The organism is Micromonospora sp. CPCC 205739 (genome assembly GCF_036906795.1).
GTDB lineage: Bacteria > Actinomycetota > Actinomycetes > Mycobacteriales > Micromonosporaceae > Micromonospora.
The window spans coordinates 380,734-406,557 of the sequence record NZ_JBAKHS010000001.1; the positions used below are offsets into that span (position 1 = coordinate 380,734).

The 25,824-nt window shown below is 72.3% G+C and carries 22 protein-coding genes; 11 read left to right on the forward strand and 11 right to left on the reverse strand.

All coding sequences use genetic code 11. From position 1 onward, the window contains the following. The first annotated feature begins 4 nt into the window (after positions 1 to 4). The 4 genes from V6U88_RS01790 to V6U88_RS01805 all read left to right on the forward strand — a co-directional run bounded on the left by V6U88_RS01790 (position 5) and on the right by V6U88_RS01805 (position 5,721). Positions 5 to 1,042 carry an ABC transporter ATP-binding protein gene (locus V6U88_RS01790; RefSeq protein WP_334449287.1) on the forward strand — a complete coding sequence of 346 codons (1,038 nt, stop codon included), beginning with the start codon at positions 5 to 7 and terminating at the stop codon, positions 1,040 to 1,042. Then, the gene (locus tag V6U88_RS01795) at positions 1,026 to 2,057 is read left to right on the forward strand and encodes an ABC transporter ATP-binding protein (RefSeq protein WP_334449290.1); all 1,032 of its coding nucleotides are present in this window, start codon (positions 1,026 to 1,028) and stop codon (positions 2,055 to 2,057) included. The genes V6U88_RS01790 and V6U88_RS01795 overlap by 17 nt, the downstream gene beginning before the upstream one ends. Before the next feature lie 215 nt (positions 2,058 to 2,272). Further along, the gene (locus V6U88_RS01800) at positions 2,273 to 2,992 is read left to right on the forward strand and encodes an ABC transporter ATP-binding protein (protein ID WP_334449292.1); all 720 of its coding nucleotides are present in this window, start codon (positions 2,273 to 2,275) and stop codon (positions 2,990 to 2,992) included. Continuing rightward, positions 2,989 to 5,721 carry an FtsX-like permease family protein gene (locus V6U88_RS01805; RefSeq protein ID WP_334449294.1) on the forward strand — a complete coding sequence of 911 codons (2,733 nt, stop codon included), beginning with the start codon at positions 2,989 to 2,991 and terminating at the stop codon, positions 5,719 to 5,721. The genes V6U88_RS01800 and V6U88_RS01805 overlap by 4 nt, the downstream gene beginning before the upstream one ends. A 138-nt stretch (positions 5,722 to 5,859) precedes the next feature. Here V6U88_RS01805 and purH read toward each other — a convergent pair whose 3' ends face one another. Both purH and purN read right to left on the reverse strand, forming a co-directional pair. Continuing rightward, entirely contained in the window at positions 5,860 to 7,431 is a 1,572-nt protein-coding gene (gene purH / locus V6U88_RS01810; protein WP_334449297.1) for a bifunctional phosphoribosylaminoimidazolecarboxamide formyltransferase/IMP cyclohydrolase, read from the reverse strand. After that, positions 7,428 to 8,048, reverse strand: coding sequence for a phosphoribosylglycinamide formyltransferase (gene purN / locus V6U88_RS01815; protein WP_334449299.1), 621 nt, complete (start codon positions 8,046 to 8,048; stop codon positions 7,428 to 7,430). The genes purH and purN overlap by 4 nt, the downstream gene beginning before the upstream one ends. A 176-nt stretch (positions 8,049 to 8,224) precedes the next feature. Between purN and V6U88_RS01820 the strand changes: the two genes are divergently transcribed. Together V6U88_RS01820 and V6U88_RS01825 are read left to right on the forward strand one after the other, a co-directional pair. After that, positions 8,225 to 8,530 (forward strand): CD225/dispanin family protein, encoded by a 306-nt coding sequence (locus V6U88_RS01820; RefSeq protein ID WP_334449301.1) that lies wholly within the window; start codon positions 8,225 to 8,227, stop codon positions 8,528 to 8,530. 26 nt (positions 8,531 to 8,556) lie between these two features. Beyond that, a complete protein-coding gene (locus V6U88_RS01825; RefSeq protein ID WP_334449303.1) occupies positions 8,557 to 9,183 on the forward strand; it encodes a DUF4190 domain-containing protein in 627 nt (208 codons plus the stop codon). A 183-nt stretch (positions 9,184 to 9,366) separates the two neighbouring features. Here the strand turns inward: V6U88_RS01825 and V6U88_RS01830 are convergent, their stop codons facing one another. After that, positions 9,367 to 10,764, reverse strand: coding sequence for a cell division protein PerM (locus V6U88_RS01830; RefSeq protein WP_334449305.1), 1,398 nt, complete (start codon positions 10,762 to 10,764; stop codon positions 9,367 to 9,369). Positions 10,765 to 10,920: 156 nt separating this feature from the next. Between V6U88_RS01830 and V6U88_RS01835 the strand changes: the two genes are divergently transcribed. Next, complete coding sequence (locus V6U88_RS01835) at positions 10,921 to 11,187, forward strand: DUF4190 domain-containing protein (protein ID WP_334449307.1); 267 nt, start codon at positions 10,921 to 10,923, stop codon at positions 11,185 to 11,187. A 78-nt stretch (positions 11,188 to 11,265) separates the two neighbouring features. On the opposite strand, the gene sucD is transcribed toward V6U88_RS01835, so the two are convergent. The 3 genes from sucD to V6U88_RS01850 all read right to left on the reverse strand — a co-directional run bounded on the left by sucD (position 11,266) and on the right by V6U88_RS01850 (position 14,245). Further along, the gene (gene sucD / locus V6U88_RS01840) at positions 11,266 to 12,153 is read right to left on the reverse strand and encodes a succinate--CoA ligase subunit alpha (RefSeq protein ID WP_334449308.1); all 888 of its coding nucleotides are present in this window, start codon (positions 12,151 to 12,153) and stop codon (positions 11,266 to 11,268) included. Positions 12,154 to 12,155: 2 nt separating this feature from the next. Continuing rightward, on the reverse strand, positions 12,156 to 13,334 hold the full coding sequence (sucC, locus tag V6U88_RS01845) for an ADP-forming succinate--CoA ligase subunit beta (RefSeq protein ID WP_334449310.1): 1,179 nt from the start codon (positions 13,332 to 13,334) through the stop codon (positions 12,156 to 12,158). A 506-nt stretch (positions 13,335 to 13,840) separates the two neighbouring features. Then, positions 13,841 to 14,245: a cobalamin B12-binding domain-containing protein gene (locus V6U88_RS01850; protein ID WP_154941907.1), complete on the reverse strand. Its 405-nt coding sequence runs from the start codon at positions 14,243 to 14,245 to the stop codon at positions 13,841 to 13,843. A 387-nt stretch (positions 14,246 to 14,632) separates the two neighbouring features. Between V6U88_RS01850 and V6U88_RS01855 the strand changes: the two genes are divergently transcribed. Next, entirely contained in the window at positions 14,633 to 15,349 is a 717-nt protein-coding gene (locus tag V6U88_RS01855) for a M23 family metallopeptidase (protein ID WP_334449314.1), read from the forward strand. Positions 15,350 to 15,611: 262 nt separating this feature from the next. Further along, entirely contained in the window at positions 15,612 to 16,391 is a 780-nt protein-coding gene (locus V6U88_RS01860) for a M23 family metallopeptidase (RefSeq protein ID WP_442934551.1), read from the forward strand. 55 nt (positions 16,392 to 16,446) lie between these two features. Here the strand turns inward: V6U88_RS01860 and pcrA are convergent, their stop codons facing one another. Then, complete coding sequence (gene pcrA / locus V6U88_RS01865) at positions 16,447 to 18,852, reverse strand: DNA helicase PcrA (RefSeq protein ID WP_334449315.1); 2,406 nt, start codon at positions 18,850 to 18,852, stop codon at positions 16,447 to 16,449. 201 nt (positions 18,853 to 19,053) lie between these two features. On the opposite strand from pcrA, the gene V6U88_RS01870 reads away from it, so the two are divergent. Together V6U88_RS01870 and V6U88_RS01875 are read left to right on the forward strand one after the other, a co-directional pair. Then, positions 19,054 to 20,907 (forward strand): bifunctional metallophosphatase/5'-nucleotidase, encoded by a 1,854-nt coding sequence (locus V6U88_RS01870; RefSeq protein WP_334449317.1) that lies wholly within the window; start codon positions 19,054 to 19,056, stop codon positions 20,905 to 20,907. A gap of 262 nt (positions 20,908 to 21,169) precedes the next feature. Then, positions 21,170 to 21,511, forward strand: a complete 342-nt coding sequence (locus V6U88_RS01875) for a chorismate mutase (protein WP_334449318.1) — start codon at positions 21,170 to 21,172, stop codon at positions 21,509 to 21,511. A 147-nt stretch (positions 21,512 to 21,658) separates the two neighbouring features. On the opposite strand, the gene V6U88_RS01880 is transcribed toward V6U88_RS01875, so the two are convergent. The 4 genes from V6U88_RS01880 to V6U88_RS01895 all read right to left on the reverse strand — a co-directional run bounded on the left by V6U88_RS01880 (position 21,659) and on the right by V6U88_RS01895 (position 25,696). Continuing rightward, entirely contained in the window at positions 21,659 to 22,672 is a 1,014-nt protein-coding gene (locus tag V6U88_RS01880; RefSeq protein WP_334449319.1) for an ABC transporter ATP-binding protein, read from the reverse strand. Next, positions 22,665 to 23,693 carry an ABC transporter ATP-binding protein gene (locus V6U88_RS01885; protein WP_334449878.1) on the reverse strand — a complete coding sequence of 343 codons (1,029 nt, stop codon included), beginning with the start codon at positions 23,691 to 23,693 and terminating at the stop codon, positions 22,665 to 22,667. The genes V6U88_RS01880 and V6U88_RS01885 overlap by 8 nt, the downstream gene beginning before the upstream one ends. Positions 23,694 to 23,719: 26 nt before the next feature. Then, complete coding sequence (locus V6U88_RS01890) at positions 23,720 to 24,697, reverse strand: ABC transporter permease (RefSeq protein ID WP_334449320.1); 978 nt, start codon at positions 24,695 to 24,697, stop codon at positions 23,720 to 23,722. A gap of 72 nt (positions 24,698 to 24,769) precedes the next feature. Then, complete coding sequence (locus tag V6U88_RS01895) at positions 24,770 to 25,696, reverse strand: ABC transporter permease (protein ID WP_334449321.1); 927 nt, start codon at positions 25,694 to 25,696, stop codon at positions 24,770 to 24,772. Positions 25,697 to 25,824: the final 128 nt, after the last annotated feature.

The window sequence follows — 25,824 nt, forward strand, 5'->3', positions numbered from 1 at the left end:
CCTGATGACCCAGTCCGCTGTCCGCCCGACGCCGGCCTCCCCCACGCCCGAGGGCGGCCACCTGCTCGACGTCCGGGACCTGCACGTCGAGTTCCGTACCAACGAGGGCGTCGCCAAGGTGATCAACGGGGTCTCGTACCACCTGGACGCCGGCGAGACCCTCGCGGTGCTCGGCGAGTCCGGCTCCGGCAAGTCGGTCACCGCCCAGGCGATCATGGGCATCCTGGACACGCCGCCGGCGGTGATCCGTTCCGGTCAGATCCTCTACCAGGGTCGGGACCTGCTGAAGCAGTCGGAGGAGCAGCGCCGTCAGGTGCGGGGCAAGGAGATCGCGATGATCTTCCAGGACGCCCTCTCCGCGCTGAACCCGGTCTTCCCGGTCGGCTGGCAGATCGGCGAGACGCTGCGCCAGCGCGAGGGGATGTCCAAGGCGGACGCCCGCCGGCGCGCCGTCGAGCTGATGGACCTGGTCCGCATCCCGGCCGCGGCGAAGCGCCTCGGCGACTACCCGCACCAGTTCTCCGGCGGCATGCGGCAGCGCGTCATGATCGCGATGGCGCTGGCCATGAACCCGAAGGTGCTGATCGCCGACGAGCCCACCACCGCGCTGGACGTCACCGTGCAGGCCCAGATCATGGACCTGCTGGCCGACCTGCGCCGGGACCTCAACATGGCGATGATCCTGATCACCCACGACCTCGGCGTGGTCGCCGGCGTCGCGGACCGGATCGCGGTCATGTACGCCGGCCGGATCGTCGAGCACGCCGACGTGCGCTCGCTGTACCGGACGCCCGCCCACCCGTACACGAAGGGGTTGCTGGAGTCGATCCCGCGCATGGACGTGCGCGGCCAGGAGCTGTCGACGATCAAGGGGCTGCCGCCGAACCTGATGCGGATCCCCTCCGGCTGCCCGTTCCACCCCCGGTGCCCGTACGCGCAGCAGGTCTGCGTGGACGTGGTGCCGCACGACCTGGTCCTCGGCGACGGCCGGACCAGCGCGTGCCACTTCGCGCAGGAGGTCCGAGATGACAGCGCCCGCTAGCCCCGCCAAGGTCCGGGGCGAGACCATCCTCTCCGTCGACAACCTGGTCAAGCACTTCCCGATCACCCAGGGCGTGCTGTTCCAGAAGCAGACCGGCGCGGTCCGGGCCGTCGACGGGGTGAGCTTCGAGCTGCGCCGGGGCGAGACCCTGGGCATCGTGGGCGAGTCCGGCTGCGGCAAGTCGACGCTGGCCCGACTGCTGATGCGGCTGGAGACGCCGACCTCCGGCCGGGCCACCCTGGAGGGGAATGACCTCTTCTCCGCGTCCGGGGGCGAGCTGCGCCGGCTGCGGCGCAACATGCAGATGGTGATGCAGGACCCGTACACCTCGCTCAACCCGCGGATGACGGTCGGCGACATCATCGGCGAGCCGTTCGACATCCACCCGGAGGCGGCCCCGAAGGGCAGCAAGCAGCGGCGGGTGCAGGAGCTGCTCGACGTGGTCGGGCTCAACCCGGAGCACGTCAACCGCTACCCGCACCAGTTCTCCGGCGGCCAGCGGCAGCGCATCGGCATCGCCCGGGCGCTCGCCCTGCGCCCCGAGATCATCGTCTGCGACGAGCCGGTCTCCGCGCTGGACGTCTCCATCCAGGCGCAGGTGATCAACCTGCTGGAGCAGCTCCAAGACGAGTTCGGGCTCTCGTACATCTTCATCGCGCACGACCTGTCGGTGGTCCGGCACATCTCGGACCGGGTCGCGGTGATGTACCTCGGCAAGATCGTGGAGATCGGCACCGAGGAGGAGATCTACGAGCGGGCCACCCACCCGTACACCCAGGCGCTGCTCTCGGCGGTGCCGGTGCCGGACCCGGACGTCCGCAACGACCGGACCATCATCCGGCTCACCGGCGACGTGCCGAGCCCGGCCGACCCGCCGTCCGGCTGCCGCTTCCGCACCCGCTGCTGGAAGGCGCAGGAGGTCTGCGCCCGCGAGGAGCCGCTGACCATCGCGCGCGCCGCCGATCCGCACCCCTCGGCCTGCCACTTCGCCGAAGTCCGCCCCACGGCGGCCTGACCCGGCCCGGTCCCGCCCCGTACGGACAGGTACGGGGCGGGTCACCATTGCGCGCTGCATACCTGGTATGCATACTCAGTATCCATGTCCGTCTGTCATGATCCTCACGCTCCGTTCGCCCGCCGGCGGAACGCCACGCGACCTCGCGAATCCGCTCCACCGCCGACCACGGCGCCGCGTACCGCGCCCGCCACGGACCGGTGGGAATCGGCCCGGTGAACGTGCTGGAGATCCGCGACGCGTACCGGAGGCACGGCAACGGCGACGCGGCGGTGACCGCGCTGGGCGGTGTCAGCCTCGTCGTACGCCCCGGCGAACTCGTCGGCGTCATGGGGCCCTCGGGTTCCGGCAAGTCGACCCTGCTCAACCTGGCCGGAGGGCTGGACCGGCCGACCCGGGGCGAGGTGTGGGTCGAGGGCGAACGGCTGGACACGCTCAACCGCGCGCGGCTCTCCGCGCTGCGCCGACGCTCGATCGGCTACGTGTTCCAACACCTCAACCTGCTGCCCGGCCTCACCACGGTGGAGAACGTCGCGCTGCCGCTCGAGTTGGACGGCACCTCCGTACGGCAGGCCCGCCGCCGCGCCGCCGCCGCGCTCGACGAGGTGGGCATGGCCGACCTCGCCCAGCGCTTCCCCGACGAACTCTCCGGCGGCCAGCAGCAGCGGGTGGCGATCGCGCGGGCCCTGATCGGCCGGCGCCGGCTGGTCCTCGCCGACGAACCGACCGGGGCGCTCGACTCGCAGACCGGCGAGGCGGTGCTGCGGGTGCTGCGCTCCCGGGTGAACGCCGGGGCCGCCGCGATACTGGTCACCCACGAGGCGCGACACGCGGCCTGGGCCGATCGGGTGGTGTTCATGCAGGACGGGGTGGTCACCGGCACCTCCGGGCCGCTGAACCGGCCCGAGCGACTGCTGGACGGGACGACCCGATGACCCGGCGACCGAACCGCCTGTCGGACGCCCTGGTCTCGTGGCGTACCGCGCTGCGCATCTCGTGGCGCGAGACCCGCCGGGCCAAGGGGCGCAGCGCGCTGGTGGTGGCGATGATCGCCACGCCCGTCCTGGCACTCAGCTTCGCCGCCGCGTCCTACGACATGCTCCAGCTCACCGACGACGAACGGCTGCAACGCACGCTCGGCGCCGCCGACGCCAGGGTGACCTGGGACTACGTCGGCGCCGTCGAGCAGAGTCCCGACGGTGACCTCCTCACCGCGACCGGCATCCATCGGAGGAGCGCCGCCGCCGACCACGAGCCGGCGACCACCGCCGAGGTGGCCACCGCCCTGCCGTCCGGCAGCCGGGTCGTCCCGGTCTGGGACGAGCAGCGGTGGGACTGGCGGACCGCCGACGGCGTCGGCGGAGTCCCGTCGTACGGACTGGACCTGGCGGACCCGGTCACCGAGGGGATGGCGCGCCTGCGGGAAGGTCGGGCGCCGACCGGCGCGACCGAGGTGACCGCCAGCGAGGCCGCCCTGCGCCGGCTCGGCGTGGCCCTCGGCGGGACCGTCGAACTGGCCGAGGGATCGCGGCGGTTCACGGTGGTCGGGATCGTCGAACTCCCGGACGATCTCGGCGAGGTCGTCGTGCTGCCCCCGGCCGCCCGCACCGACCCGCCGAACGCGTGGCTGGTCGACGCCCCGGCCCCGGTCGCCTGGGACCAGGTCAGACGGCTGAACGCCGAGGGCCTCCTGGTGATCTCCCGGGCGGTGCTGCGCGACCCGCCGCCGGTGCAGCAGACTCCCCCGTCGAAGGTGGACGCCCGGTCGGTCGGCATCGGCGTGCTGCTCGGCGGGCTCGGCGCCATGCAGATCGTGCTGCTGGCCGGGCCGGCGTTCGCCATCGGTGCGCGGCGTCGCCAGCGCGACCTCGCTCTGGTGGCTGCCAACGGTGGCAGCCCCGCCCACCTCCGCCGGATCGTGCTCGCAGACGGCGTGGTGCTGGGCCTGGCCGGGGCCGTCACCGGGATCCTGCTGGGCGCGATCCTGGCGGTCGCCGGGCGCCCGCTCGTCGAGGAGCACCTGGCCCAGGCGCGGGCCGGCGGGTACCGCTTCTTCCCGCTCGCCCTGCTCGCGGTCGCCGGGCTGGCCGTACTCACCGGGGTGGTGGCGGCGCTGGTGCCCGCGTTCGTGGCGGCGCGGCAGAACGTGGTCGTCGCGCTGACCGGGCGTCGGGGCGTGACGCGGTCCCGGCGGCGGTGGGTGGCCGTCGGCCTGGTGCTCGCCGCCGGCGGTACCGGTCTGGCGGCGTACGCCGCCGTCCGGGCGTCGACGAATCTGCTGCTGGCCGGGCTGATGCTGACCCAGCTCGGCCTGGTGCTCTGCACCCCGGCCCTGGTCGGCCTGCTCGCCCGGCTCGGCCGGCACCTGCCGCTGACGCCGCGGATCGCGCTCCGCGACGCCGGCCGCAACCGGGCGGCGACCGCCCCGGCGATCTCCGCCGTGATGGCCGCCGTCGCCGGCACCATCTGCCTGGGCGTCTACCAGAACAGCAGCGACGCCCGGTCGGACGCGGCCTACCGCCCGAGCACGCCGACCGGTCACGTGACCGTGGTGAATCCCCTCAGGCCGGATCAGCGTCCGATCCCGGTCGACCGGCTCGCGGCGATCGCCGACCGTACCCTGCCCGCCGCCGGGGTGGCCGAGATACGCGTCCCGGGCTGCCGTGGCTGGGACCCCGGTGACTGCCCCAACACCTCCGTCGACCTGGTGCTTCCGCCGCAGCAGCAGTGCCCCTTCTTCGAACTGCAACGGCCCCTCACTCCCCAGGAGCAGCGCCAGGCCCGCGCCGACGCCCGCTGCCACTCGCCTCAGGAGACGTACTCGCGCGACTACGCCTGGCTCGTCGTCGACGACGGCAGCGCGGTGGCGCCCCTCACCGGGGCCCACGGCGACGACCTCGCCCGGGCCGTCGACACGCTGCGGGCCGGCGGCGTGGTCGTCACCGATTCCCGGTACGTGGTGGATGGAACGGTGACGGTGCAGCCACCTGCGGTGCCGACGCGGGGAGGACCGCTGAAAGGGGCCAAGGAGCCGGCCACCCTCACGCTGCCGGGGTACGCCCTCGCCACCGGGATCCGGTCGGATCGGACGATCATCTCGCCGGCGGCGCTGGCCCGCGCCGGACTCGTCGCACACCAGTGGGGCTTCGTGATCGCCACGCGGGCTCCCGACACGGCGGCGGAGGACCGCTTCCGCGCCGAGGTCAGCGCCCTCTCCGCCGGCCTGCGCGTCAGCGTGGAGCGGGGCCCCGCGACGTCGGGCGATCCGGTCCTGCTCGTCCTGGCGGTGGCGGCCGGGCTGATCACCCTCGGCGCGGTCGGGATCGCGACCGGGCTCACCGCCGCCGACAGCCGACCGGACCTGTCGATCCTGGCTGCCGTCGGCGCCAGCCCCCTGGTGCGCCGGAAGCTGTCGCTGAGCCAGTCCGGCGTGATCGCCGGCCTCGGGTCGCTGCTCGGCATGACCGTCGGCCTCGTGGCGGGCGTCGCCATCCTCACCGCGGTCAACCAGACATACCTGGGGACCTGGCCCGGCGGGGACCCGTACCCGATCGTCGTCCCGTGGTCCGTCCTCGGTGCGCTGGCCGTGGTGCCGCTGGTCGCCATGCTCGGCGCCGGACTGCTGACCCGGTCCCGCCTACCGATCGAACGGCGGCTCGACTGACCGGGCCGGCTGACCCTCCCTGCGCCACCCGGGGAGGCGAGCAGCGGCGGCCGGACGCCGGCGCCGATCCGAGCTGCCCTGCCCTGGGCAGGGTGTTCGGCCGAGGGGGCGGCCGGGCCGCCCCCTCGGCCGGCGCGGTCAGTGGAAGAAGTGGCGGGTGCCGGTGAGGTACATGGTCACGCCGGCCTCCTTGCAGGCGGCGATGGTCTCCTCGTCGCGGATGGAGCCACCGGGCTGCACGATCGCCTTCACGCCCGCGTCGATGAGGATCTGCGGGCCGTCGGCGAACGGGAAGAACGCGTCCGAGGCCGCCACCGAGCCGCGGGCCCGGTCCGCGCCGGCCCGGCTGACCGCCAGCCGCGCCGAGTCGACCCGGTTGACCTGGCCCATGCCGACGCCGACGGAGGCACCGTCCTTGGCCAGCAGGATCGCGTTGCTCTTCACCGCGCGGACCGCCCGCCAGGCCAGGACGAGATCCCGCAGGGTCGCCTCGTCGGCCGCCTCGCCGGTCGCCAGCCGCCAGTTGGCCGGATCGTCGCCCTCGGCGTCGATCCCGTCGCGCAGTTGCACCAGTATCCCACCGGTGACCTGCCGCCACTCCGCCGGCAGCGGCCGGAACTCCGGGGCCCGCAGCAGCCGGATGTTCTTCTTGGCCTGGAGGATCTCCCGGGCGCCGGCCTCGAACTCCGGCGCGACCAGCACCTCGGTGAAGATCTCCGCGACCTGCCGGGCCAGCTCGACGCTCACCGGCCGGTTCACCGCGATCACCCCGCCGAACGCGGAGACCGGGTCGCAGGCGTGCGCCTTGCGGTGCGCCTCGGCCACGTCCGCCCCGACCGCGATGCCGCACGGGTTGGCGTGCTTGATGATCGCCACCGCCGGCTGGTCGGCGAAGTCGTTCGCGGCCCGCCAGGCCGCGTCCGCGTCGACGTAGTTGTTGTAGGACATCTCCTTGCCGTGCAGCTGCTCGGCCTGCGCCAGGCCGGCCGGGCTGGACGGGTCGGCGTAGACGGCCGCCGCCTGGTGCGGGTTCTCCCCGTAGCGCAGCACCGCCTCGCGGCGCAGGCTCAGCCCGGCGAACTGCGGCCACCCGTCGGCGGCCGGGGCCAGGGTGGTGGCGAACCACTCGGCGACGGCGACGTCGTACTCGGCGATGTCGGCGAAGGCGCGGGCGGCGAGAGCCCGGCGCTGGGCGAGCGTGAAGCCGCCCTCGGCGAGTGCGGCCACCAGGGCCGGGTACGCCGCCGGGTCGGTCACCACCGCGACCGAGGCGTGGTTCTTGGCCGCGGCCCGGACCATCGCCGGCCCGCCGATGTCGATCTGCTCCACACACTCGTCCTGGCTCGCGCCGGAGGCGACCGTGGCCTGGAACGGATAGAGGTTGGAGACCAACAGGTCGATCCCGGCAATGCCGTGCTCGTCGAGCTGGGCGGCGTGGGAGCCCTTGCGCAGGTCGGCGAGGAGACCACCGTGGATCTTCGGGTGCAGGGTCTTCACCCGGCCGTCGAGGATCTCCGGGAAGCCGGTCACCTGCTCGACCGGGGTCACCGGCACGCCCGCGCCCGAGATCGTCGACGCGGTGCTGCCGGTCGAGACGATCTCCACCCCGGCGCCGTGCAGGGTCCGGGCCAGCTCGACCAGGCCGCTCTTGTCGTAGACGCTGACCAGTGCCCGCCTGATCGGGCGACGCCCGTCCTCAGTGGAACTCACGGAACCGTGACCTTTCTTCCGGTGATCGTCCAACCTTCACGGACCAGCCGCCCGACCTGCTCGACGAGCTGACGCCGCTCGGCTTCCTTGATGCGCTCGGTGAGCGTCTCCTCGTCGTCGTCGTCGCGCACCGGCACGGCGACCTGCGCGACGATCGGGCCGGTGTCCATCCCGGCGTCGACGAAGAAGAGAGTGGCCCCGGTGACCTTGACGCCGTAGGCCAGCGCGTCGCGGGGACCGTGGATGCCGGGGAACGCCGGCAGCAGGGTGTTGTGCGTGTTCAGGTAGCGGTCACCGAAGGCGGCCAGGAAGTGCGGCCCGACCAGCTTCAGAAAGCCCGCCGAGATCACCAGGTCGGGTCGGTGCTCGGCGACGTGCGCGGTGAGCGCGGCGTCCCAGTCCTCCCGGGTCGGGTGGTCCTTGACGCGGTCGACGAAGGTCGGCACCCCGGCGGCGGCGGCCCGGTCCAGGCCGGCGATCCCGTCGCGGTCCGCGCCGACGGCCACCACCCGGGCCCCGTACGCGGGGTCGGCGGTGGCGTCGAGCAGCGCCTGGAGGTTGCTGCCGGAACCGGAGACGAGGACGACGAGGCGGGCGACGGACGCGGGCTCGGTCACGCGGCCACCCTATCGGGCAGGTCAGGACTCCCAGCGATCGGGCAGCGGCGATTCGGGTGATCACGCGGGTGGCACGCACGCGATACGCTGCCGGTCGCTCGGTGGCCGGCCTCATGCTCGCCGCCGCACCCTTCAAATGATCAGGCACGGACAGTGCCGACGGAGCGAGGAGCACCATGCAGCCCGGTTACCCCAACCCTGCGCAGCAGCAGCCGATCAACAACAACATGACGATGTCCATCGTCGCCATCTTCTTCTTCTGGCCGCTGGCCATCCCGGCGATCATCAACGCCTCGAAGGTCAACCCGCTGCTCCAGCAGGGCGACTACGCGGGCGCGCAGGCCGCGGCGAACGAGTCGAAGAAGTGGTCGAAGTGGGCGATCATCATCGGCGCCGTCTGGCTCGTGATCGTTCTGCTGTGCTGCCTCGCGGGCGGTCTGGCCGGGATCATGGGCTCCGACACCAGCAGCAGCAGCTACTGACGACCCTCGACTGAGGAGCATCCGCCATGCAGCCCGGACACCCCGGTCAGGACCCGTACGGCCAGCAGCCACCGCACGACCCGTACGGCCAGCCCGCCTCCGGGCAGCCGTACGGGCAGCCGCAGGACCCGTACGCCCAGCCTCCGCAGGCGCCGTACGGGCAGCAGCCGCACGACCCGTACGCCCCGCCGCCGCAGGCCCCGTACGGCCAGCAGCCCACCTCGGGCCAGCCGTACGGGCAGCCGGTCTCCGGTGACCCCTACGGCCAGCCCACCTCGGGCCAGCCCTACGGGGCGCCGGGTCAGCCGTACGGGCAGCAGCCCTACCAGGATCCGTACGGCCAGCAGCCGTACGGCATGCCGGCCTACCCCCACGCGGGCTACCCGCAGCCGCAGGGCCAGCAGAACACCCTCGGCCTGGTGTCGATGATCCTGGGCATCGTCTCCATTCCGATCGTCTGCTGCTACCTCGGCATTCCGCTGGGGATCGCGGCCGTGATCACCGGGTGGCTGGGCCGGCAGAAGGCCGGCCAGGGGCTGGCGAGCAACGGCGGCCAGGCCCTCGCGGGTCTGATCTGCGGCGGGATCGGTCTGGCGCTGGGGATCCTGCAGATCGTGGCGATCGCCGCCGGCATCGCGATGCCGAACTCCTGAGTCCAACCGACGGAAGGGGCGCCCCGGATCTCCGGGGCGCCCCTTCCGTCGTGTCGGGCCGGGTGCTTCTCCGGTCGCCGCACCCAGGGGACGGCGGGTCGGGCACGGAGGTTCGGACGGCCGAGCGCTCAGGCGGCGACGGTCAGGCGCGGTGTTCGTGCGACCGGGCGACCCGGCGTCGGGTCAGGCGCGGGAGCCGGTGCGGGCGAGCACCTTGGCGGCGGCGGCTCCCAGCAGCGCGCCGATGGTGACCACCGCGGTGGAGACGGCGGCCACCTGCCAGGGCACCGGGCCGATCTCGGCCAGCCGGCCGCCACCCAGCGGCCCGCCGGAGGCCGCGGCGGCCAGACCGGCGAGCAGGCCGACCACCGGGCCGGCGAGCGCCGCCGAGCCGAGCAGCGCGACCCGGTCCGGTGCCGCGCGCTCCTCGGTGTCGCGCAGCAGCCGCCGGGCGAGCAGCCAGCCCGCGGCCATCCCGGCCAGCACCGGCACCGCGAGCAGCGCCGCGCCGAATCCGTCGACCGGGCCGCTGGGCAGGCCGGCGAGCAGGGGTACGGCCGGCAGCGCGCCCACGGAGACCTCGCTGGTGCGTACCGCCGTGCCGGTGCCGACGGCGAAGCCGGGCCCGAGCAGGTAGGCGGTCGACCAGACCGTGGCGTTCGGCGCGTACGCGAAGCTGACCAGGGTGATGCCGGCCTGTCCGGCCACCCCGGTCCGGTACGCGCCGATCATGTCGGCGGCGTCGCCCCCGCCGGTGGCCACCGCCAGCCCGGCCGCGCCGGCCCCCGCCCCGAGCAGCAGCAGCCCGGCGACCAGCCCGGTGCGCACCCCGTCCCGGAGCACCGCCGGCGCGCGGTCGGCGAGCACACCGGCCACCCCGGTGGTGCGCAGCGCCCCGACCAGCGCGGCGAACGCGCCGAAGATCGCGAGGGTGATTCCGGCGCGGACCGGGGAGACCCGCAGGTCGCCGGTGCTCACCAGCACCGCGGCGAGGGCGCCGAGCAGCCCGTACCCGAGGCCGACCGCGGCCGCGGCGGTGAGTGCCTGCCGGGGCGAGCGCCCGCCCCGCGCGCCCATGGCCCGGCTGGTGTGCACGCCGGCCCGGGTGAGCCGCCAGAGCGCCAGCCCGGAGAGGAGCAGCGGGACGAGGCCGAGCGGGCCGGCGGCGGTCTGCAACGGCACGCCGTGGCCGAGCAGCCAGCCGGCCAGCCCGGCGCGCAGCGCACCAACGAGGGAACCGGCGTCCTCACTGAACTGGGCCAGCCCCAGCACCAGGGCGACCGGCAGGTACGAGGTGAGCGCCGCCCAGCCCGCGGCGACCCCGGCGGCGACGACGAGCGGCGCCCGCCCCCGGGTCGGCTCGGACCGGCGGGGCGCGGGCACGCGGGCACCCGACGCCGGCCGGCCCTTCGGCCGGGCGTCCTCCCGGCGCGGGTCCTCCCGGCGGGCGTCCTCGCGGTGGGGCTCCGCCCGCCGGACGTCGTCCCGAGGGGCGTCGGCCGGACGGGCATCGTCCCGGCGGGCGTCGGCGCGGACGCCGGCGGCGGGACGGCGGGGCTGATCAGGGGTGACCGAGGACATCGGCTCTACTCTGGCACGCCGCGCGGTCGGCGGCTGCCCGGCGGCCCCACCTGATCCCGGCGAGTTCCGTGATCCACCTGTTTCCGGGCTCCGAACCGGTCTAGCCTCGGCCCAGGACGCGACTGCAGTCGCGGCACGATGCGCTGGGAGGAAGCCGTGAACGCTCCGTACCCGCCGCCCCCGCCACCGCCCGCGGCCGGTAAGGACCGCACCACGCTCTGGGGTGTTCTCGGCATCATCCTGGGCCTGGTCTGCTGCGGCATCCTGGGCATCATCTTCGGCTACCTGTCGATCCGCGACGCGAAGCGGTACGGCCAGTCCCCCGTGCTCGGCTACCTGGCGATCGCCTTCGGCGTGCTCAACATCATCGGTACCGCGATCTGGCGGGCCAGCGGGACGTATCCGCTCTGGGACAACGACTGAGGGGGCCGACCGTCCCCGGTCGACCCCCTCGGTGTCCCACCCGTCCGCTCAGCGGCCGACGGTGACGCTTCCGCCCGCTCAGCGGCCGGACATGATCTCCCGCATCAGCTTGGCGGTCTCGGTCGGCGTCTTGCCGACCTTCACGCCGACGGCCTCCAGGGCCGCCTGCTTCGCCTCGGCGGTGCCCGCCGAGCCGGAGATGATCGCGCCGGCGTGCCCCATGGTCTTGCCGGGGGGCGCGGTGAAGCCGGCGATGTAGCCGACCACCGGCTTGGTGACGTTGGCCTTGATGAACTCGGCGGCCCGCTCCTCGGCGTCGCCGCCGATCTCACCGATCATCACGATGGCGTCGGTCTCCGGGTCGGCCTCGAACGCGGCGAGGGCGTCGATGTGCGTGGTCCCGATGATCGGGTCACCGCCGATGCCGACGCAGGTCGAGAAGCCGATGTCGCGCAGCTCGTACATCATCTGGTAGGTCAGCGTGCCGCTCTTGCTGACCAGGCCGATCCGGCCGGAGCCGGTGATGTCGGCCGGGATGATGCCGGCGTTGGAGGCGCCCGGCGAGGCGATGCCGGGGCAGTTCGGCCCGATGATCCGGGTCCGCTCGCCCTTGCTGACGTTGTACGCCCAGAAGGCGGCGGTGTCGTGCACCGGGACGCCCTCGGTGATCACCACGGCCAGCGGGATCTCGGCGTCGATCGCCTCGACCACGGCGCCCTTGGTGAACTGCGGCGGCACGAAGATGACCGTGACGTCCGCCCCGGTCTCCTTCATCGCGTCCGCGACGGAGGCGAAGACCGGCAGCTCGGTGCCGTCGAAGTCGACCGTCTGGCCCGCCTTGCGCGGGTTGACGCCACCGACCACGTTGGTGCCCGCGGCGAGCATCCGCCGGGTGTGCTTGGAACCCTCGGAACCGGTCATCCCCTGGACGATGACCTTCGAGTCCTTGGTCAGCCAGATAGCCATGCTCAGACCCCCGCAGCTGCCAGCTCGGCGGCCCGCTCGGCCGCGCCGTCCATGGTGTCGACCCGCTGCACCAGCGGGTTGTCGGCCGCGTCGAGGATCGCCCGACCGGCCTCCGCGTTGTTGCCGTCGAGACGGACGACGAGCGGCTTGGTGACCTTCTCGCCGCGCTGCTCCAGCAGGGCCAGCGCCTGCACGATGCCGTTGGCGACCTCGTCGCAGGCGGTGATGCCGCCGAAGACGTTGACGAAGACGCTCTTCACCGACGGGTCGGAGAGCACGATCTCCAGGCCGTTGGCCATCACCGCGGCGCTCGCGCCACCGCCGATGTCGAGGAAGTTCGCCGGCTTGACGTTGCCGTGCCGCTCGCCCGCGTAGGCGACCACGTCGAGCGTGGACATGACCAGGCCCGCGCCGTTGCCGATGATGCCGACCTCGCCGTCGAGCTTGACGTAGTTGAGGTCCTTCTCCTTGGCGGCCTGCTCCAGCGGGTCCACCGCGGCCTGGTCGACCAGCGCCTCGTGGTCCGGGTGCCGGAAGCCGGCGTTCTCGTCGAGGGTGATCTTGGCGTCGAGCAGCAGCAGCTTGCCCTCGCCCGTCTTGGCCAGCGGGTTCACCTCGACCAGCGTGGCGTCCTCGGCCACGAAGGCCTTCCACAGGCCCACCGCGACCTCGACGACCTGGTCGGCGACCTCGGCCGGGAAGCCGGCGGCGGCGACGATCTCGCGGGCCTTGGCCTCGTCCACGCCCTTGACGGCGTCGATCGGGGCCTTGACCACCTTGTCGGGGGTGTCCGCGGCGACCTGCTCGATGTCCATGCCGCCGGCGACGCTGGCGATGCAGAGGAAGGTGCGGTTCGCCCGGTCGAGCAGGTACGAGAAGTAGTACTCCTCGGCCACGTCCGCGGTCACAGTGATCATGACCTTGTGGACGGTGTGACCCTTGATGTCCATGCCGAGGATGTCGGTGGCGCGGGCCACCGTCTCCTCCGCGCCCTCGGCCAGCTTGACGCCGCCGGCCTTGCCTCGGCCGCCGACCTTCACCTGCGCCTTGACGACCACCCGACCGCCGAGGCGTTCGGCGATCGCGCGGGCCTCCTCCGGGGTAGTGGCGACGCCGCCGGCGAGCACGGGCAAACCGTGCCGCTCGAACAGGTCCCGCCCCTGGTACTCGTACAGGTCCACGATTGCGCGTCCCGTCCCGTCTCCGCGGCGCGCCGTCGCGCCGCCACCAGCGTTGTGGAAACTCCGTTGACGCCCGTCATCAGTTGAAACGGGCCATCGGCCGCAGCCTAGCGAGATGGGCACCAGCGGCAACCGAGCGGGTGCGCGGTGTGCGGTAATGCACAGCGCGCCGTCCGCGACTCGCCGGTGCGCGGGCCGGGCCGGCGGCCGCCCCGAATGATGTCGTCGAGGACGCGTAACCCCCTGGTGGGGGCGTCGTTGAGTCTGATGTCGGAGCGCTGATTCAGCGCGAGGACGGGAGCGGCCGATGCCCTGTCGGTCGAGGGGTGGCGGCGGGGCATCGTGCATAGAAGGGCCGGGCGTGTGAGGGGTGCGTCCGGCCCTTCCCCCGTGCCCAGATCCGGCCGACTGATCCACTCCAGGTACGCCGCACGGCGGCATCCGGTGACCCGGATACCGCCGTATGCAGGAGATGGAGTGGGCGGAGCCCGACCGTCGCGCTGCCGTCAGGCGACGGACTGGGCCACGTTCCCCCGGACCCATTCGACGATCGACTGGGTGGTCGCGCCCGGGGTGAAGATCTTCGCCACGCCGAGCTGCTGCAGCTCGGGGATGTCGGCGTCCGGGATGATGCCGCCGCCGAAGACGACGATGTCGCGGGCGTCCCGCTCGGCGAGCAGCTCCAGCACCCGGCGGAAGAGCGTCATGTGCGCCCCGGAGAGCACGGAGAGGCCGACCGCGTCGGCGTCCTCCTGGATCGCGGTCTCCACGATCTGCTCCGGCGTCTGGTGCAGGCCGGTGTAGATGACCTCCATGCCGGCGTCCCGCAGGGCGCGCGCAACGACCTTGGCGCCGCGGTCGTGGCCGTCGAGGCCCGGCTTCGCGACGACGACCCGGATACGAGAGCTCATCAGCGCACACCTTTCACGGGCTCCGCGGCTATCACCTGAACGAACGGTAACCCGCCCGGGCGGGGGCGGGAAATCCGGGCCACACCCCTACCGTCCGGCGACCCCCTCGGGAAGCCGGACGCCTCCGCCGATCGGTCACTCTGCGCGACGAACGGGCAGTAACGGGGACGTCCGTCTGGCGTCCCGAGATATGACAATGACGGACGGAAAGGGACAGAAAGACTCGCCGATTCGGTGGTTCCGCTTGTGACCGGCGCGGCGGAGGGCTAACGTGTCCACGGTTGTCATCAGGTCCACGGACGGGTGACGACGCGGCCAACGGACGTTCGAGCGAGCTTCATCGAACGGCCGGCGGTCGCATCGGATCCCCGACAACGGAGGGTGTGCGTGCGCCAGCGCCTGTCGTCTGAGCCCGATAGATATCGCGGCCGCCGCCGCGTACCCACCCCCCCACGCAGCCGCTACGCGGCAGTCGTCACGACCGCGTTCGTCGGCGCCGGCATCGTCGCCCTGGGCGCGAACGCGCTGCCGGACGCCAAGAGCGTCAGCCCGTCGGTCCTCGACGAGCTCAAGCAGGCGTCGATCACCAGCCAGGACGCGGCGGCGCGCGCCGACGCCGCGGACCGCGCCTCCCGGGACACCGCCCGCGACACCGAGGTCAGCGCCAGCGAGCAGGACCCGTGGCTGCTGCCCCTGCAGGGCTACGACTTCAACTCCCCCTACGGGATGCGCTGGGGCAAGCTGCACACCGGCATCGACCTGGTCGCCGCCGAGGGCACCCCCTACGTCGCCATCCACTCGGGCACCGTCACCAAGGCCGGCTGGTTCGGCGGGTACGGCTACGCGGTGATCGTCCAGCACGCCGACGGCAGCGAGGCCATCTACGGCCATTCCTCCTCCGTCAGCGTCAAGGAGGGGCAGCAGGTCAAGGCGGGCGACCAGCTCGGCCTGGTCGGCAACACCGGTCACTCGTACGGCTCGCACCTGCACCTGGAGATCCATGTCAAGGGCGAGCCGAAGGACCCGGTGCCGTGGCTCCAGGAGCGCGGAGTGGACATCAAGCTGCAAGTCGAGGCATATTACAGCGAGGTAGCGGGTTCCTGACGCTCCGTATCGCCCGTTGACCGCCCGGATCACGCGATCCGGGCGGTTTTTCGTGGGCGGAAGTCTGCTGGGTCACACCCGAGACTGTGACCGACGCCACCGGGGCGCAAGATCAGCTATCGGGGCAGAAGCGGTCATGCCCGCACAACTGCGGACAGTTGCCCCGCCCGCCACTGGCGGCACCGTGGTACCGGTACCCACCGCCGACCCGCGTGACACCCAGGATGGGCAGGTCCCAGCCCCCTGAGTGTGAAGGTCAGCCGTGCAGGAAGACACCCCCACCCAGAACGAGAAGACCGTGGCCGCCCCGGCCCGGCACCGGCTGCGGAAGCCTCGCGGCGGACGGGCGCTCGTCGTCGGCGCCGTCGCGCTGGCCGGCCTCGGCCTCGCCGGCGCCTCCGCCGTCGCGTTCGACCGCGACGACGCCCCCGCCACCACCGCCGTCTCGCTGGACGCCCGGTCGCGCGCCGAGGCCGCCGCCCGCGCCGACCGCTCCACCCGCGAGTCCGCCACCCCGACCAGCCCGTCGGCGAGCCCGAGCGCGACCACGGCCAGCCCGACCGCCAGCCCGTCGGCCACGCCGACGCGCAAGGCCACCCCGCAGCCGAAGCCGACGGCCAGGAAGACGACCAAGCCGAAGCCGTCCTGGGTCGCCCCGATGGCCGGCGCGGGGATCACCTCCTGCTACGGGCCGCGCTGGGGCACCCTGCACGCCGGCATCGACTTCGCGATGCCCGCCGGCACCCCCATCCGCGCGGTCGCCGCCGGCACCGTGGTCAAGGCCGGCGACGCCGGCGACGGGTACGGCATCTCGGTCTTCATCGACCACGGCAACGGCTACCTGACCCACTACGCCCACCAGAGCAGCCTCAAGGTCGGCGTCGGGGACCGGGTCAGCGCCGGCGAGGTGATCGGCTACGAGGGCTCCACCGGCGACTCGACCGGCCCCCACCTGCACTTCGAGGTGCACCAGGGTCAGATGTGGAACCAGATCGACCCGGCGCCGTTCCTGCGCGCCCGGGGCATCACCGTGGCCTGCTGAGCCCGTCGGCGACATCGGCCCGGTCCGGCGCTCCGCCGGGCCGGGCCGATGTCGTTCAGAGCTTGTCGATCGGCGCGTGCCGGAGCACCAGCCACATCGTCTGCTCCCCGAAGTCGATCTGCGCCCGGGCGCCCGGACCGTGCCCCTCCACGGCGAGCACCCGGCCGAGACCGTAGCGCTGGTGGTTGACCCGGTCCCCGGCCGACACCTTCGGCCCCTGCGGCAGCTCGCTGGCGGTGGCCAGCCGGCTGCCGTCCACCCCGAGTCGCTTCGCCAGCTGCGCCGCCTTCGGCGTACCCCCGGTGAAGCCGCCCCGCGCGCCGGGCGCGCGGTCCGCGCGGCCGCCGACGCCGCCTCCCCCGCCGGCCCACGAGGTGTACGACCCCTCGGTGCGCTCCCACCGGACCAGCTCCGGCGGCAGCTCCTCCAGGAACCGCGACGGCGGGTTGTAGGCCGGCTGCCCCCAGGCCGAGCGGGTGACCGCCCGGGACAGGTAGAGCCGCTGCCGGGCGCGGGTGATGCCCACGTACGCCAGCCGGCGCTCCTCCTCCAGCTCGCGGCTGTCGCCCAGCGAGCGCAGGTGCGGGAAGACGCCGTCCTCCAGGCCGGTCAGGAAGACCACCGGGAACTCCAGGCCCTTCGCCGTGTGCAGCGTCATCAGGGTGACCACGCCCTGGTGGTCCGGGTCGTCGGAGGGGATCTGGTCGGCGTCCGCGACCAGCGCCACCTGCTCCAGGAAACCGGCCACCGTGGCCCGCTCGCCCTCGGCGCCCAGCGCCTCGATCCGCTCGGTGTACTCCCGGGCGACGCTGACCAGTTCCTGGAGGTTGTCGACCCGGCCGGCGTCCTGCGGGTCGAGGCTCTCCTCCAGCTCGGTGAGGTAGCCCGAGCGGGTCAGCAGCGCCTCCAGCACCTCCTCCGGGGTGCCCGTCTCGGCCAGCTCCCGCGCGCCGTCGAGCAGCGCGACGAAGTCGGCGATGCCGTTGGCCGCCCGGGTGGAGATGCCCGGCGCCTCCCGGGCCCGGCGCAGCGCGGCGCCGAACGAGATCCGGTCGCGGCTGGAGAGCGCCTCCACGCACGCCTCGGCGCGGTCGCCGATGCCCCGGCGGGGGGTGTTGAGGACCCGCCGCAGGCTGACCGTGTCGTCGTCGTTGACCACCGCGCGCAGGTAGGCCAGCGCGTCGCGGACCTCCTTGCGCTCGTAGAAGCGCACCCCGCCGACCACCTTGTAGGGCAGTCCGGCCCGGATGAACACCTCTTCGAAGACCCGGGACTGGGCGTTGGTGCGGTAGAAGACGGCGACGTCGCCGGGGCGGGTGTCGCCGGCGTCGACCAGCCGGTCGATCTCCCGGCCCACCCAGTCCGCCTCGGCGTGCTCGGTGTCGGCGACGTAGCCGACGATCTGCTCGCCGGCCCCGGCGTCGCTCCACAGCCGCTTCGGCTTGCGCGAGGTGTTCCGGTCGATCACGGCGTTGGCGGCGTTGAGGATGGTCTGGGTCGAGCGGTAGTTCTGCTCCAGCAGGATCGTCCGGGCGTCGGTGAAGTCCCGCTCGAACTCCAGGATGTTGCGGATGGTCGCGCCGCGGAACGCGTAGATCGACTGGTCGGCGTCGCCCACCACGCAGAGCTCGGCCGGCTCGATCCCCTCGGTGCCGGAGACCAGCTCCTTGATCAGCGTGTACTGCGCGTGGTTGGTGTCCTGGTACTCGTCGACCAGCACGTGCCGGAACCGGCGGCGGTAGCTCTCGGCGACGTGCGGGTGCGACTGGAGCAGGTGCACCGTCGTCATGATCAGGTCGTCGAAGTCCAGCGCGTGCGCCTCGCGCAGCCGGCGCTGGTAGAGCGTGTACGCCTCGGCGAGCGCCCGCTCGTTCGGGCCCTTGGCCCGGGCGGCGAACGCCTCCGGGTCGACCAGCTCGTTCTTGAGGTTGGAGACCTGGGCGGCCAGCCCGCGCGCCGGGTAGCGCTTCGGGTCGAGGTCGAGCTCCCGGGTGACCAGCTGCATCAGCCGGCGGGAGTCGTCGGCGTCGTAGATCGAGAAGGTGGACTTCAGCCCGGCGTGCTCGTGCTCGGCGCGCAGGATCCGCACGCAGGCGGAGTGGAACGTCGACACCCACATCAGCCGGGCGCGCGGGCCGACCAGGTGGGCCACCCGCTCCTTCATCTCGCCGGCGGCCTTGTTGGTGAAGGTGATCGCGATGATCTCGCCGGGGTGCACGTCCCGCGCGGCGAGCAGGTACGCGATCCGGTGCGTGAGCACCCGGGTCTTGCCGGAGCCGGCGCCGGCCACGATCAGCAGCGGCGCGCCGGCGTGGGTCACCGCGTCCCGCTGGGGACCGTTGAGCCCCTCGACCAGGGCCTGCGGATCGAGGTGCACGGCGGAGGACCCGGGCCGGCGCGGCGGGGTGCGGGCAGGCTCGGGCGCGGGCGGGGACGCGGGGATGTCGAAGAGAGGATGCATCGCAGGCCGAGTCTATGCCGCCGGCCGGACACTTCCCGCCCGCGCACGCCCCGGCGCGACGCCGCGGTCAGCGCGATCCGGCGGACCGGCGTGGTGAGACGAACCTGTCACGCGGTCCCCTCTGGCGCCTTCGTCCCCGAGACGCAACGATGACGGTGAAACCCCCGACTACTCCCCCGTACACGACTTGGGAGAACAACCATGACTGCACCGCGCTCGCGCGGTCGGGCCCTGCTGCGTCACCTCGCCGCACCGGCCCTCGCGCTGGCCGTCGTGGCCAGCCTGCCCGCCACCGGACGGCCCGGACCGCAACCGGCCGCCACCGACCCGACGGCCGGCCTGGCCCCGGTCGCCGTCTCCTACGCCACGCCCACCGGCGGCGAGGTCAAGGGCAACTTCCTGAGCTACAACGACTTCCACGGCGCCATCGACCCGCCCGGCGGCAGCGGGGCCGCGGTCAACGGCACCCCCGCCGGCGGCGTGGAATACCTGGCCACCTGGCTGAAGAAGCTGCGCGCCGACGCCGCGGCCGAGGGCCGCCGGACCACCACCGTCGGCGCCGGCGACCTGATCGGCGGCACGCCGCTGGTCAGCGCCGCGTTCCACGACGAGCCGACCATCGAGCTGATGGACGAGGTCGGGCTGGAGATCAGCTCCGTCGGCAACCACGAGTTCGACGAGGGCGTCGCCGAGCTGATCCGGATCAACAAGGGCGGCTGCCACCCGGTCGACGGCTGCCAGGACGGGGACGGCTTCGCCGGCGCGAAGTTCACCTACCTCGCCGCCAACACGATCAACCGGAAGACCGGCCTGCCGATCCTGCCCCCGGTCGACGTGAAGTTCGTCGGCGGCGTGCCGGTCGGCTTCGTCGGCGTGACCCTGGAGGGCACCCCGGGCATCGTCAACCCGGCCGGCATCACCTCGGTGCGGTTCGCCGACGAAGTGGAGACCGCCAACAAGTGGGGCGGGCTGCTCAAGCTCTTCGGCGTCCGGGCGATGGTGCTGCTGGTGCACGAGGGCGGCACCCAGTCCCCACCGCCGGCCACCCCGGGCGTCTCGGACTGCGCCAACTTCTCCGGCCCGGTCGTCGACATCGTCCGCGGCCTGCGGCCGGAGTTCGGCCTGGTGGTCTCCGGGCACACCCACCGCTTCTACTCCTGCTCGCTGCCGAACTCCTCGGGCGCGCAGAGCGTGGTCACCAGCGCCGGCAGCAACGGACAGCTGATCACCGACATCGACTACTCGCTGGACCGGGGCACCGGCCGGTTCACCGACATCTCGGCGCGCAACGTGGTGGTGGAGAACGGCGTGCGCAACCCGGACGGCAGCTGGCGGCAGAGCGCCCCCGGCGTCTACGTCCGCAACCCCGAGCTGGTTGACGCGGGTGCCAAGGCGCTGGCCGACAAGTACCGCGCGGCGGTCGCCCCGATCGCCAACCGGGTGGTCGGGCGGATCACGGCCGACATCGTCCGGGACGCACGCCCCAACGGCGAGAGCCCGCTCGGCGACGTGATCGCCGACGCGCAACTGGCGTACACCAGGGGTGACGGGGCGCAGCTGGCGCTGATGAACCCGGGCGGCATCCGGGCCTCGCTGTCGTACGCGGCGTCGGCCGGCGGCGAGGCGCCGGGCGAGGTGACGTACGGCGAGGCGTTCACCGTCCAGCCGTTCAACAACCTGGTGGTCACCCAGACGCTGACCGGCGCGCAGCTCAAGAGCGTGCTGGAGCAGCAGTTCGTCGGCTACAAGGGGCAGAGCACCCAGCGGATCCTGCAGGTCTCCGCCGGGCTGACCTACACCTACGACAGCACCGCGCCGGCCGGCTCGCGGGTCAGCGCGCTGGCGCTCGGCGGTGTGCCGGTCGACCCGGCGGCGAGCTACCGGGTCACCACCAACGACTTCCTCGCCAACGGCGGGGACGGGTTCACCGAACTGACGGCGGGCACCGGCCGGACCACCGCCCCCGGCTTCGACGTGGACGCGCTGGTGGCGTACCTGGGGGCCGGCGCTCCGGTCGCTCCGGGCCCGGCCGACCGGATCACCCGGCTGGGCTGAGCGGGAGGTCGCCCGGCCCCGGCGTCGGGGCCGGGCGACCTTCCCAACTGTTGGCGGAATCCTTGCGCGGCCACCCTCGCGGTCGGCATACTCGATTCCGTGTTCGGTCAGCGCCTCTACTTTTACTACGGCACCGGGAGTCCGGCAGCCGTGGGTCGCGCCTGATCACACCAGACCTACGAAAGCCCCGGGCTCCTGGAGCCCGGGGCTTTTCGCGGTCCGGGTTCCCGACACCGGGCACGACGTCAGAGAGGTACGACCGATGATGACAGACGTGGCGGAACAGAGCGGCAACACGGCACGCTCCCGGGCGGGCGACGGCCGGAACGCGGCACCCGGGTTCGGCACCGACGAGCCTGCGGCGGCGGCCCGGATCGCGAGCATCCGCGAGCGCATCGACGAGATCGACCGGACGCTGATCGGGCTCTGGCAGGAGCGGGCCGAGCTCTCCCAGCAGGTCGGCGCCACCCGGATGGCCTCCGGTGGCACCCGGCTGGTGCTGTCCCGGGAGCGGGAGATCCTGGAGCGGTTCCGGCAGGCGCTCGGCGCCGACGGCACCCAGCTCGCCCTGCTCCTGCTCCGCGCCGGCCGCGGACCGCTGTGACGGGTGCGGCGGGCGCGGGAGCCGGGCGGGACGCCCGGTCCGCCGTCGTGCGGCGTACCCCCTCGAAGCCCTGACCGGCGCGCGGGCCCGGATACGACGAACCGCCTGCCGGCGTCACGCGGACGCCGACAGGCGGTTCGGATCGGCTCACGCCTCGTGGGTGGCGACGATCTCCCGCTTCTCCGCGAAGTGGCAGGCGCTCGGGTGGTCCGAGCCCGGCCGGATCTCCAGCAGCGGCGGCTGCTCGGCGCAGATGTCCTGCGCCTTCCAGCACCGGGTACGGAACCGGCAGCCCGAGGGGGGCGACACCGGCGAGGGGACGTCACCGGTGAGCCGGATGATCGCCTTGTTGTCCCGCAGCGTCGGGTCCGGCACCGGCACCGCCGAGAGCAGCGCCTGGGTGTACGGGTGGGTCGGCGCCTCGTAGATCTCGTCCTCGGTGCCGATCTCCACGATCTTGCCGAGGTACATCACCGCGACCCGGTCGGAGAGGTGACGCACGACCGACAGGTCGTGGGCGATGAAGACGTACGACAGGCCGAGCTCGTTCTGGAGCTTCTCCAGCAGGTTCATCACCTGCGCCTGGATCGAGACGTCCAGGGCCGAGACGGGCTCGTCGCAGATGATGATCTCGGGCCGCAGGGCGAGCGCGCGGGCGATGCCGATGCGCTGACGCTGACCGCCGGAGAACTGGTGCGGGTACCGGTTGATGTGCTCCGGGTTGAGGCCCACCAGGTCGAGCAGTTCCTTGACCTTGTCCCGGCGGCTGCCCTTCGGCGCCACCTCCGAGTGGATCTCGAACGGCTCGCCGATCAGGTCACCGACCGTCATCCGCGGGTTCAGCGAGGTGTACGGGTCCTGCATGACCAGCTGGATCTGCCGGCGCAGCCGACGCAGCGCGCCGCCGGACAGCTTGGCGATGTCCTGGCCCTTGTAGAGCACGTGGCCGGCGGTCGGCTTCTCCAGGTTCATCAGCACCCGGCTCAGCGTCGACTTGCCGCAGCCGGACTCGCCGACGACGCCCAGCGTCTCACCGGCCCGCAGGTCGAACGAGACGCCGTCGACGGCCTTGACGTGACCGACGGTCTTCTTGAACACCACACCGCGGGTGACGGGGTAGTGCTTGACCAGGTCGCGTACCTCGAGGATGTTCTCAGACACGGTTCACCAGCTCCTCGGCGAAGTGGCAGGCGCTGGCCCGACCGGCGCCGATCTGCAGCAACGGGGGGAGCTTCTCGCGGCACACCGGCTGCGCCATGGGGCAGCGCGGGTTGAACGGGCAGCCCGGCGGGATGTTCATCAGGTTCGGCGGGAGGCCCTTGATGGTGCGGAGCTGCTGCCCCTTCTCGTCCAGGCGCGGGATCGAGTCGAGCAGACCGAGGGTGTACGGGTGCCCCGGCTTCGCGTACAGGTCGTAGACGTCGGCTTCCTCGACGATCCGGCCGGCGTACATGACCGCGATCCGGTCCGCGACGTCGGCGACCACGCCGAGGTCGTGGGTGATCAGGATCATGCCCATCCGCCGCTCCCGCTGGAGCTCGCCCAGCAGGTCCATGATCTGGGCCTGCACGGTCACGTCCAGCGCGGTGGTCGGCTCGTCGGCGATCAGCACCTCCGGGTCGAGCGCCAGCGACATCGCGATCATCGCGCGCTGCCGCATACCGCCGGAGAACTGGTGCGGGAAGTTGCTGAACCGGCCCTTGGCGTTCGGGATCTTGACCTGGTCGAGCATCTCGATCGCGCGCTTCTTCGCGTCCGCGCGGCTCATGCCGCGACGGATGCGGAACTGCTCGGCGATCTGGAACCCGACGGTGAAGACAGGGTTCAGCGCGGAGAGCGAGTCCTGGAAGATCATCGCGATGCCCTCGCCACGGATGCGGCGGCGCTCCTCGGCGGACATCTTGAGCATGTCCTTGCCGTGGAAGCGGACCTGACCGCCGGTGACGAGGCCGGGCGGCATGTCGAGGATGCCCATGATGGTCTGCGCGGTGACGCTCTTGCCGGAGCCGGACTCACCGAGCACGGCGAGGGTCTCCCCCGCGTCGACGTGGTAGGTGACTCCGTTGATGACCTTGGCGACGCCGTCCCGGGTGCGGAACTCCACCCGCAGGTCGTCGACCTCGAGCAGCCGGCCGGAGGGGCGGCCGGATCCGTCGGCGCCCGGCGCGGACTGCTCGGACACGAGAATGTCGGACAACTCAGTCTCCCCTATCGGAGCTTCGGGTCGAGGGCCTCGCGGACAGCCTCACCGAGCATGACGAAGCTCAGCACGGCGGTGACGAGGAACGCGGAGGGGAAGAAGAGCAGGAACGGCGACGGCCGCAGGTACTGCTGCGCTTCGTTGATCATGATGCCCCACGAGACCACCGGGCTCTTCAAACCGATGCCCAGGAAGGAGAGCGTGGCCTCGGCGCCGATGAACGAGCCGACCATGATCGTGCCGTACACCAGCAGCGGCGCCAGGCAGTTCGGCAGCAGGTGCTTGAGGATGATCCGGCCGGTGCTGGCACCCATGGCCCGCGCCGCGACGATGTAGTCGGCCTCCTTGGTGGCCAGCACCGAGGAGCGCATCAGCCGCATGACCACCGGCCAGCCCAGCAGGACCAGGGACGCGATGACCAGCCCCTTGATCTCCCACTCGCTGTTGTCGGTGCCGGCGCCGTTGAAGGTGGTCAGGATGACGATGGCGCCGAGCACGAAGGGCAGACCGAAGAAGATGTCGGCGATCCGGGAGAGGACGGCGTCGACCCAGCCCCCGCGGTAGCCGGCGATGATGCCCATCGTCCCGCCGATCAGCATGACGCCGATCACCGAGAGCAGCGACACCACGATCGAGGCGTTGGCGCCGTGGATGACCCGGGCGTAGACGTCACGACCCTGCACGTCGTAGCCGAACCAGGCGTCGCCCGAGGGCTCCACCCGGCTGCGGGACAGCGCGCCGTTGTACGGGTCACCGCTGGTGAACAGCGATGGAAAGACCGCCATCAGTACGAAGATCACGATGAACGTGGCGGAGATCCAGAACAGCGGCTTGCGCCGCAGGTCCCGCCAGGCGTCGCCGAGCAGGCCGCGGGGCTTCTCCTTGCGGGCGCCCTCCGGCTGACCGGCGCTGATCGGCGCGCCGACCTCGGCCGGCTGCTCCGGTCGGGGGGTGCTGACGATGGAAGCGGCACTCGGGTCACTCATGCCCGCACCTCCCTCTGCTCGGCGCGAGCCTGGTTGCCCACGCGCGTGGCGGTGACGATTCGTTCGCGGCGCTCACTCATAGCGGATCCTCGGGTCCAAGGCGGCGTAGAGCAGGTCCACCACGAGGTTCATCAGGAGATAGACGAGCACCAGGACGACCACGATGGAGACAACCGTAGCGCTTTCCTTGGTGACGATCGCCCGGAGGACCTGGCGGCCGATGCCGTTGATGCTGAAGATGCCCTCGGTGATGATCGCGCCGCCCATCAGGGCGCCGAGGTCGGTGCCGAGCAGGGTCACCACGGGGATCAGGGAGTTGCGCAGCAGGTGGATGCCGACCACCCGGCGCATGGGCAGGCCCTTGGCGATCGCGGTGCGTACGTAGTCGGCGCGGCGGTTTTCCGCGATGCTGGTGCGCGCCACCCGGGCGACGTACGCCATCGACGCGCTGCCGAGCACGAAGCCTGGGAGGATCAACTCGCTGAAGCGCATCTCACTGGAGACCGTCGGCTTCACGATCTCCCACTGCACGCCGAACAGCCACTGGAGCACGAAGCCGACGACGAAGACCGGCAGCGCGATGAGGAACAGGGTGCTGACGAGGACCAGGTTGTCCAGGAAGCCGTTACGCCGGAGACCGGAGAGCACACCGGCGGTGAGGCCGATGACGGCCTCGATGAGCAGGGCGACCGCGGCCAGCTTCAACGTGTTGGGGTACGACGTCGCAATGATGTCGTTCACGGAGCGGCCGGACCAGGTCGAGCCGAAGTCCCCCATGAAGAGGTTCTTCATATAGATGGCGTACTGCACGAAGAACGGCTCGTCCAGGTGATACTTCTCGGTCATCACGGCGATGTAGTTCTCCGGGCAGGGCCGGTCACCGCACTTGCCGGCGAACGGGTCTCCGGGAACCGCCCAGACGAGCGAGTAGATCATTAACGTCGTCCCGATGAAGACCGGGACGAGTTGGAGCAGCCGTCTCAACAGATAACGGCCCATGGGGTGGTCCTCCAGACAGGGGGCGCGTCGGACGGCCGACACGGGTGACAACGTTGCGAGGGAATGTTGTAACACCCCTCGTGGAACGGCCCCGGGTCGGGCTCACCTTGTAGGCGAGCCCGACCCGG

Bases quoted from the DNA above. Each gene is read 5' to 3' on its own strand.
- V6U88_RS01790 (WP_334449287.1), top strand. From the start codon at position 5: ATGACCCAGTCCGCTGTCCGCCCGACGCCGGCCTCCCCCACGCCCGAG.
- V6U88_RS01795 (WP_334449290.1), top strand. From the start codon at position 1,026: ATGACAGCGCCCGCTAGCCCCGCCAAGGTCCGGGGCGAGACCATCCTC.
- V6U88_RS01805 (WP_334449294.1), top strand. From the start codon at position 2,989: ATGACCCGGCGACCGAACCGCCTGTCGGACGCCCTGGTCTCGTGGCGT.
- V6U88_RS01820 (WP_334449301.1), top strand. From the start codon at position 8,225: ATGCAGCCCGGTTACCCCAACCCTGCGCAGCAGCAGCCGATCAACAAC.
- V6U88_RS01825 (WP_334449303.1), top strand. From the start codon at position 8,557: ATGCAGCCCGGACACCCCGGTCAGGACCCGTACGGCCAGCAGCCACCG.
- V6U88_RS01830 (WP_334449305.1), bottom strand. From the start codon at position 10,764: ATGTCCTCGGTCACCCCTGATCAGCCCCGCCGTCCCGCCGCCGGCGTC.
- sucD (WP_334449308.1), bottom strand. From the start codon at position 12,153: ATGGCTATCTGGCTGACCAAGGACTCGAAGGTCATCGTCCAGGGGATG.
- V6U88_RS01850 (WP_154941907.1), bottom strand. From the start codon at position 14,245: ATGAGCTCTCGTATCCGGGTCGTCGTCGCGAAGCCGGGCCTCGACGGC.
- pcrA (WP_334449315.1), bottom strand. From the start codon at position 18,852: ATGCATCCTCTCTTCGACATCCCCGCGTCCCCGCCCGCGCCCGAGCCT.
- V6U88_RS01870 (WP_334449317.1), top strand. From the start codon at position 19,054: ATGACTGCACCGCGCTCGCGCGGTCGGGCCCTGCTGCGTCACCTCGCC.
- V6U88_RS01875 (WP_334449318.1), top strand. From the start codon at position 21,170: ATGATGACAGACGTGGCGGAACAGAGCGGCAACACGGCACGCTCCCGG.
- V6U88_RS01890 (WP_334449320.1), bottom strand. From the start codon at position 24,697: ATGAGTGACCCGAGTGCCGCTTCCATCGTCAGCACCCCCCGACCGGAG.
- V6U88_RS01895 (WP_334449321.1), bottom strand. From the start codon at position 25,696: ATGGGCCGTTATCTGTTGAGACGGCTGCTCCAACTCGTCCCGGTCTTC.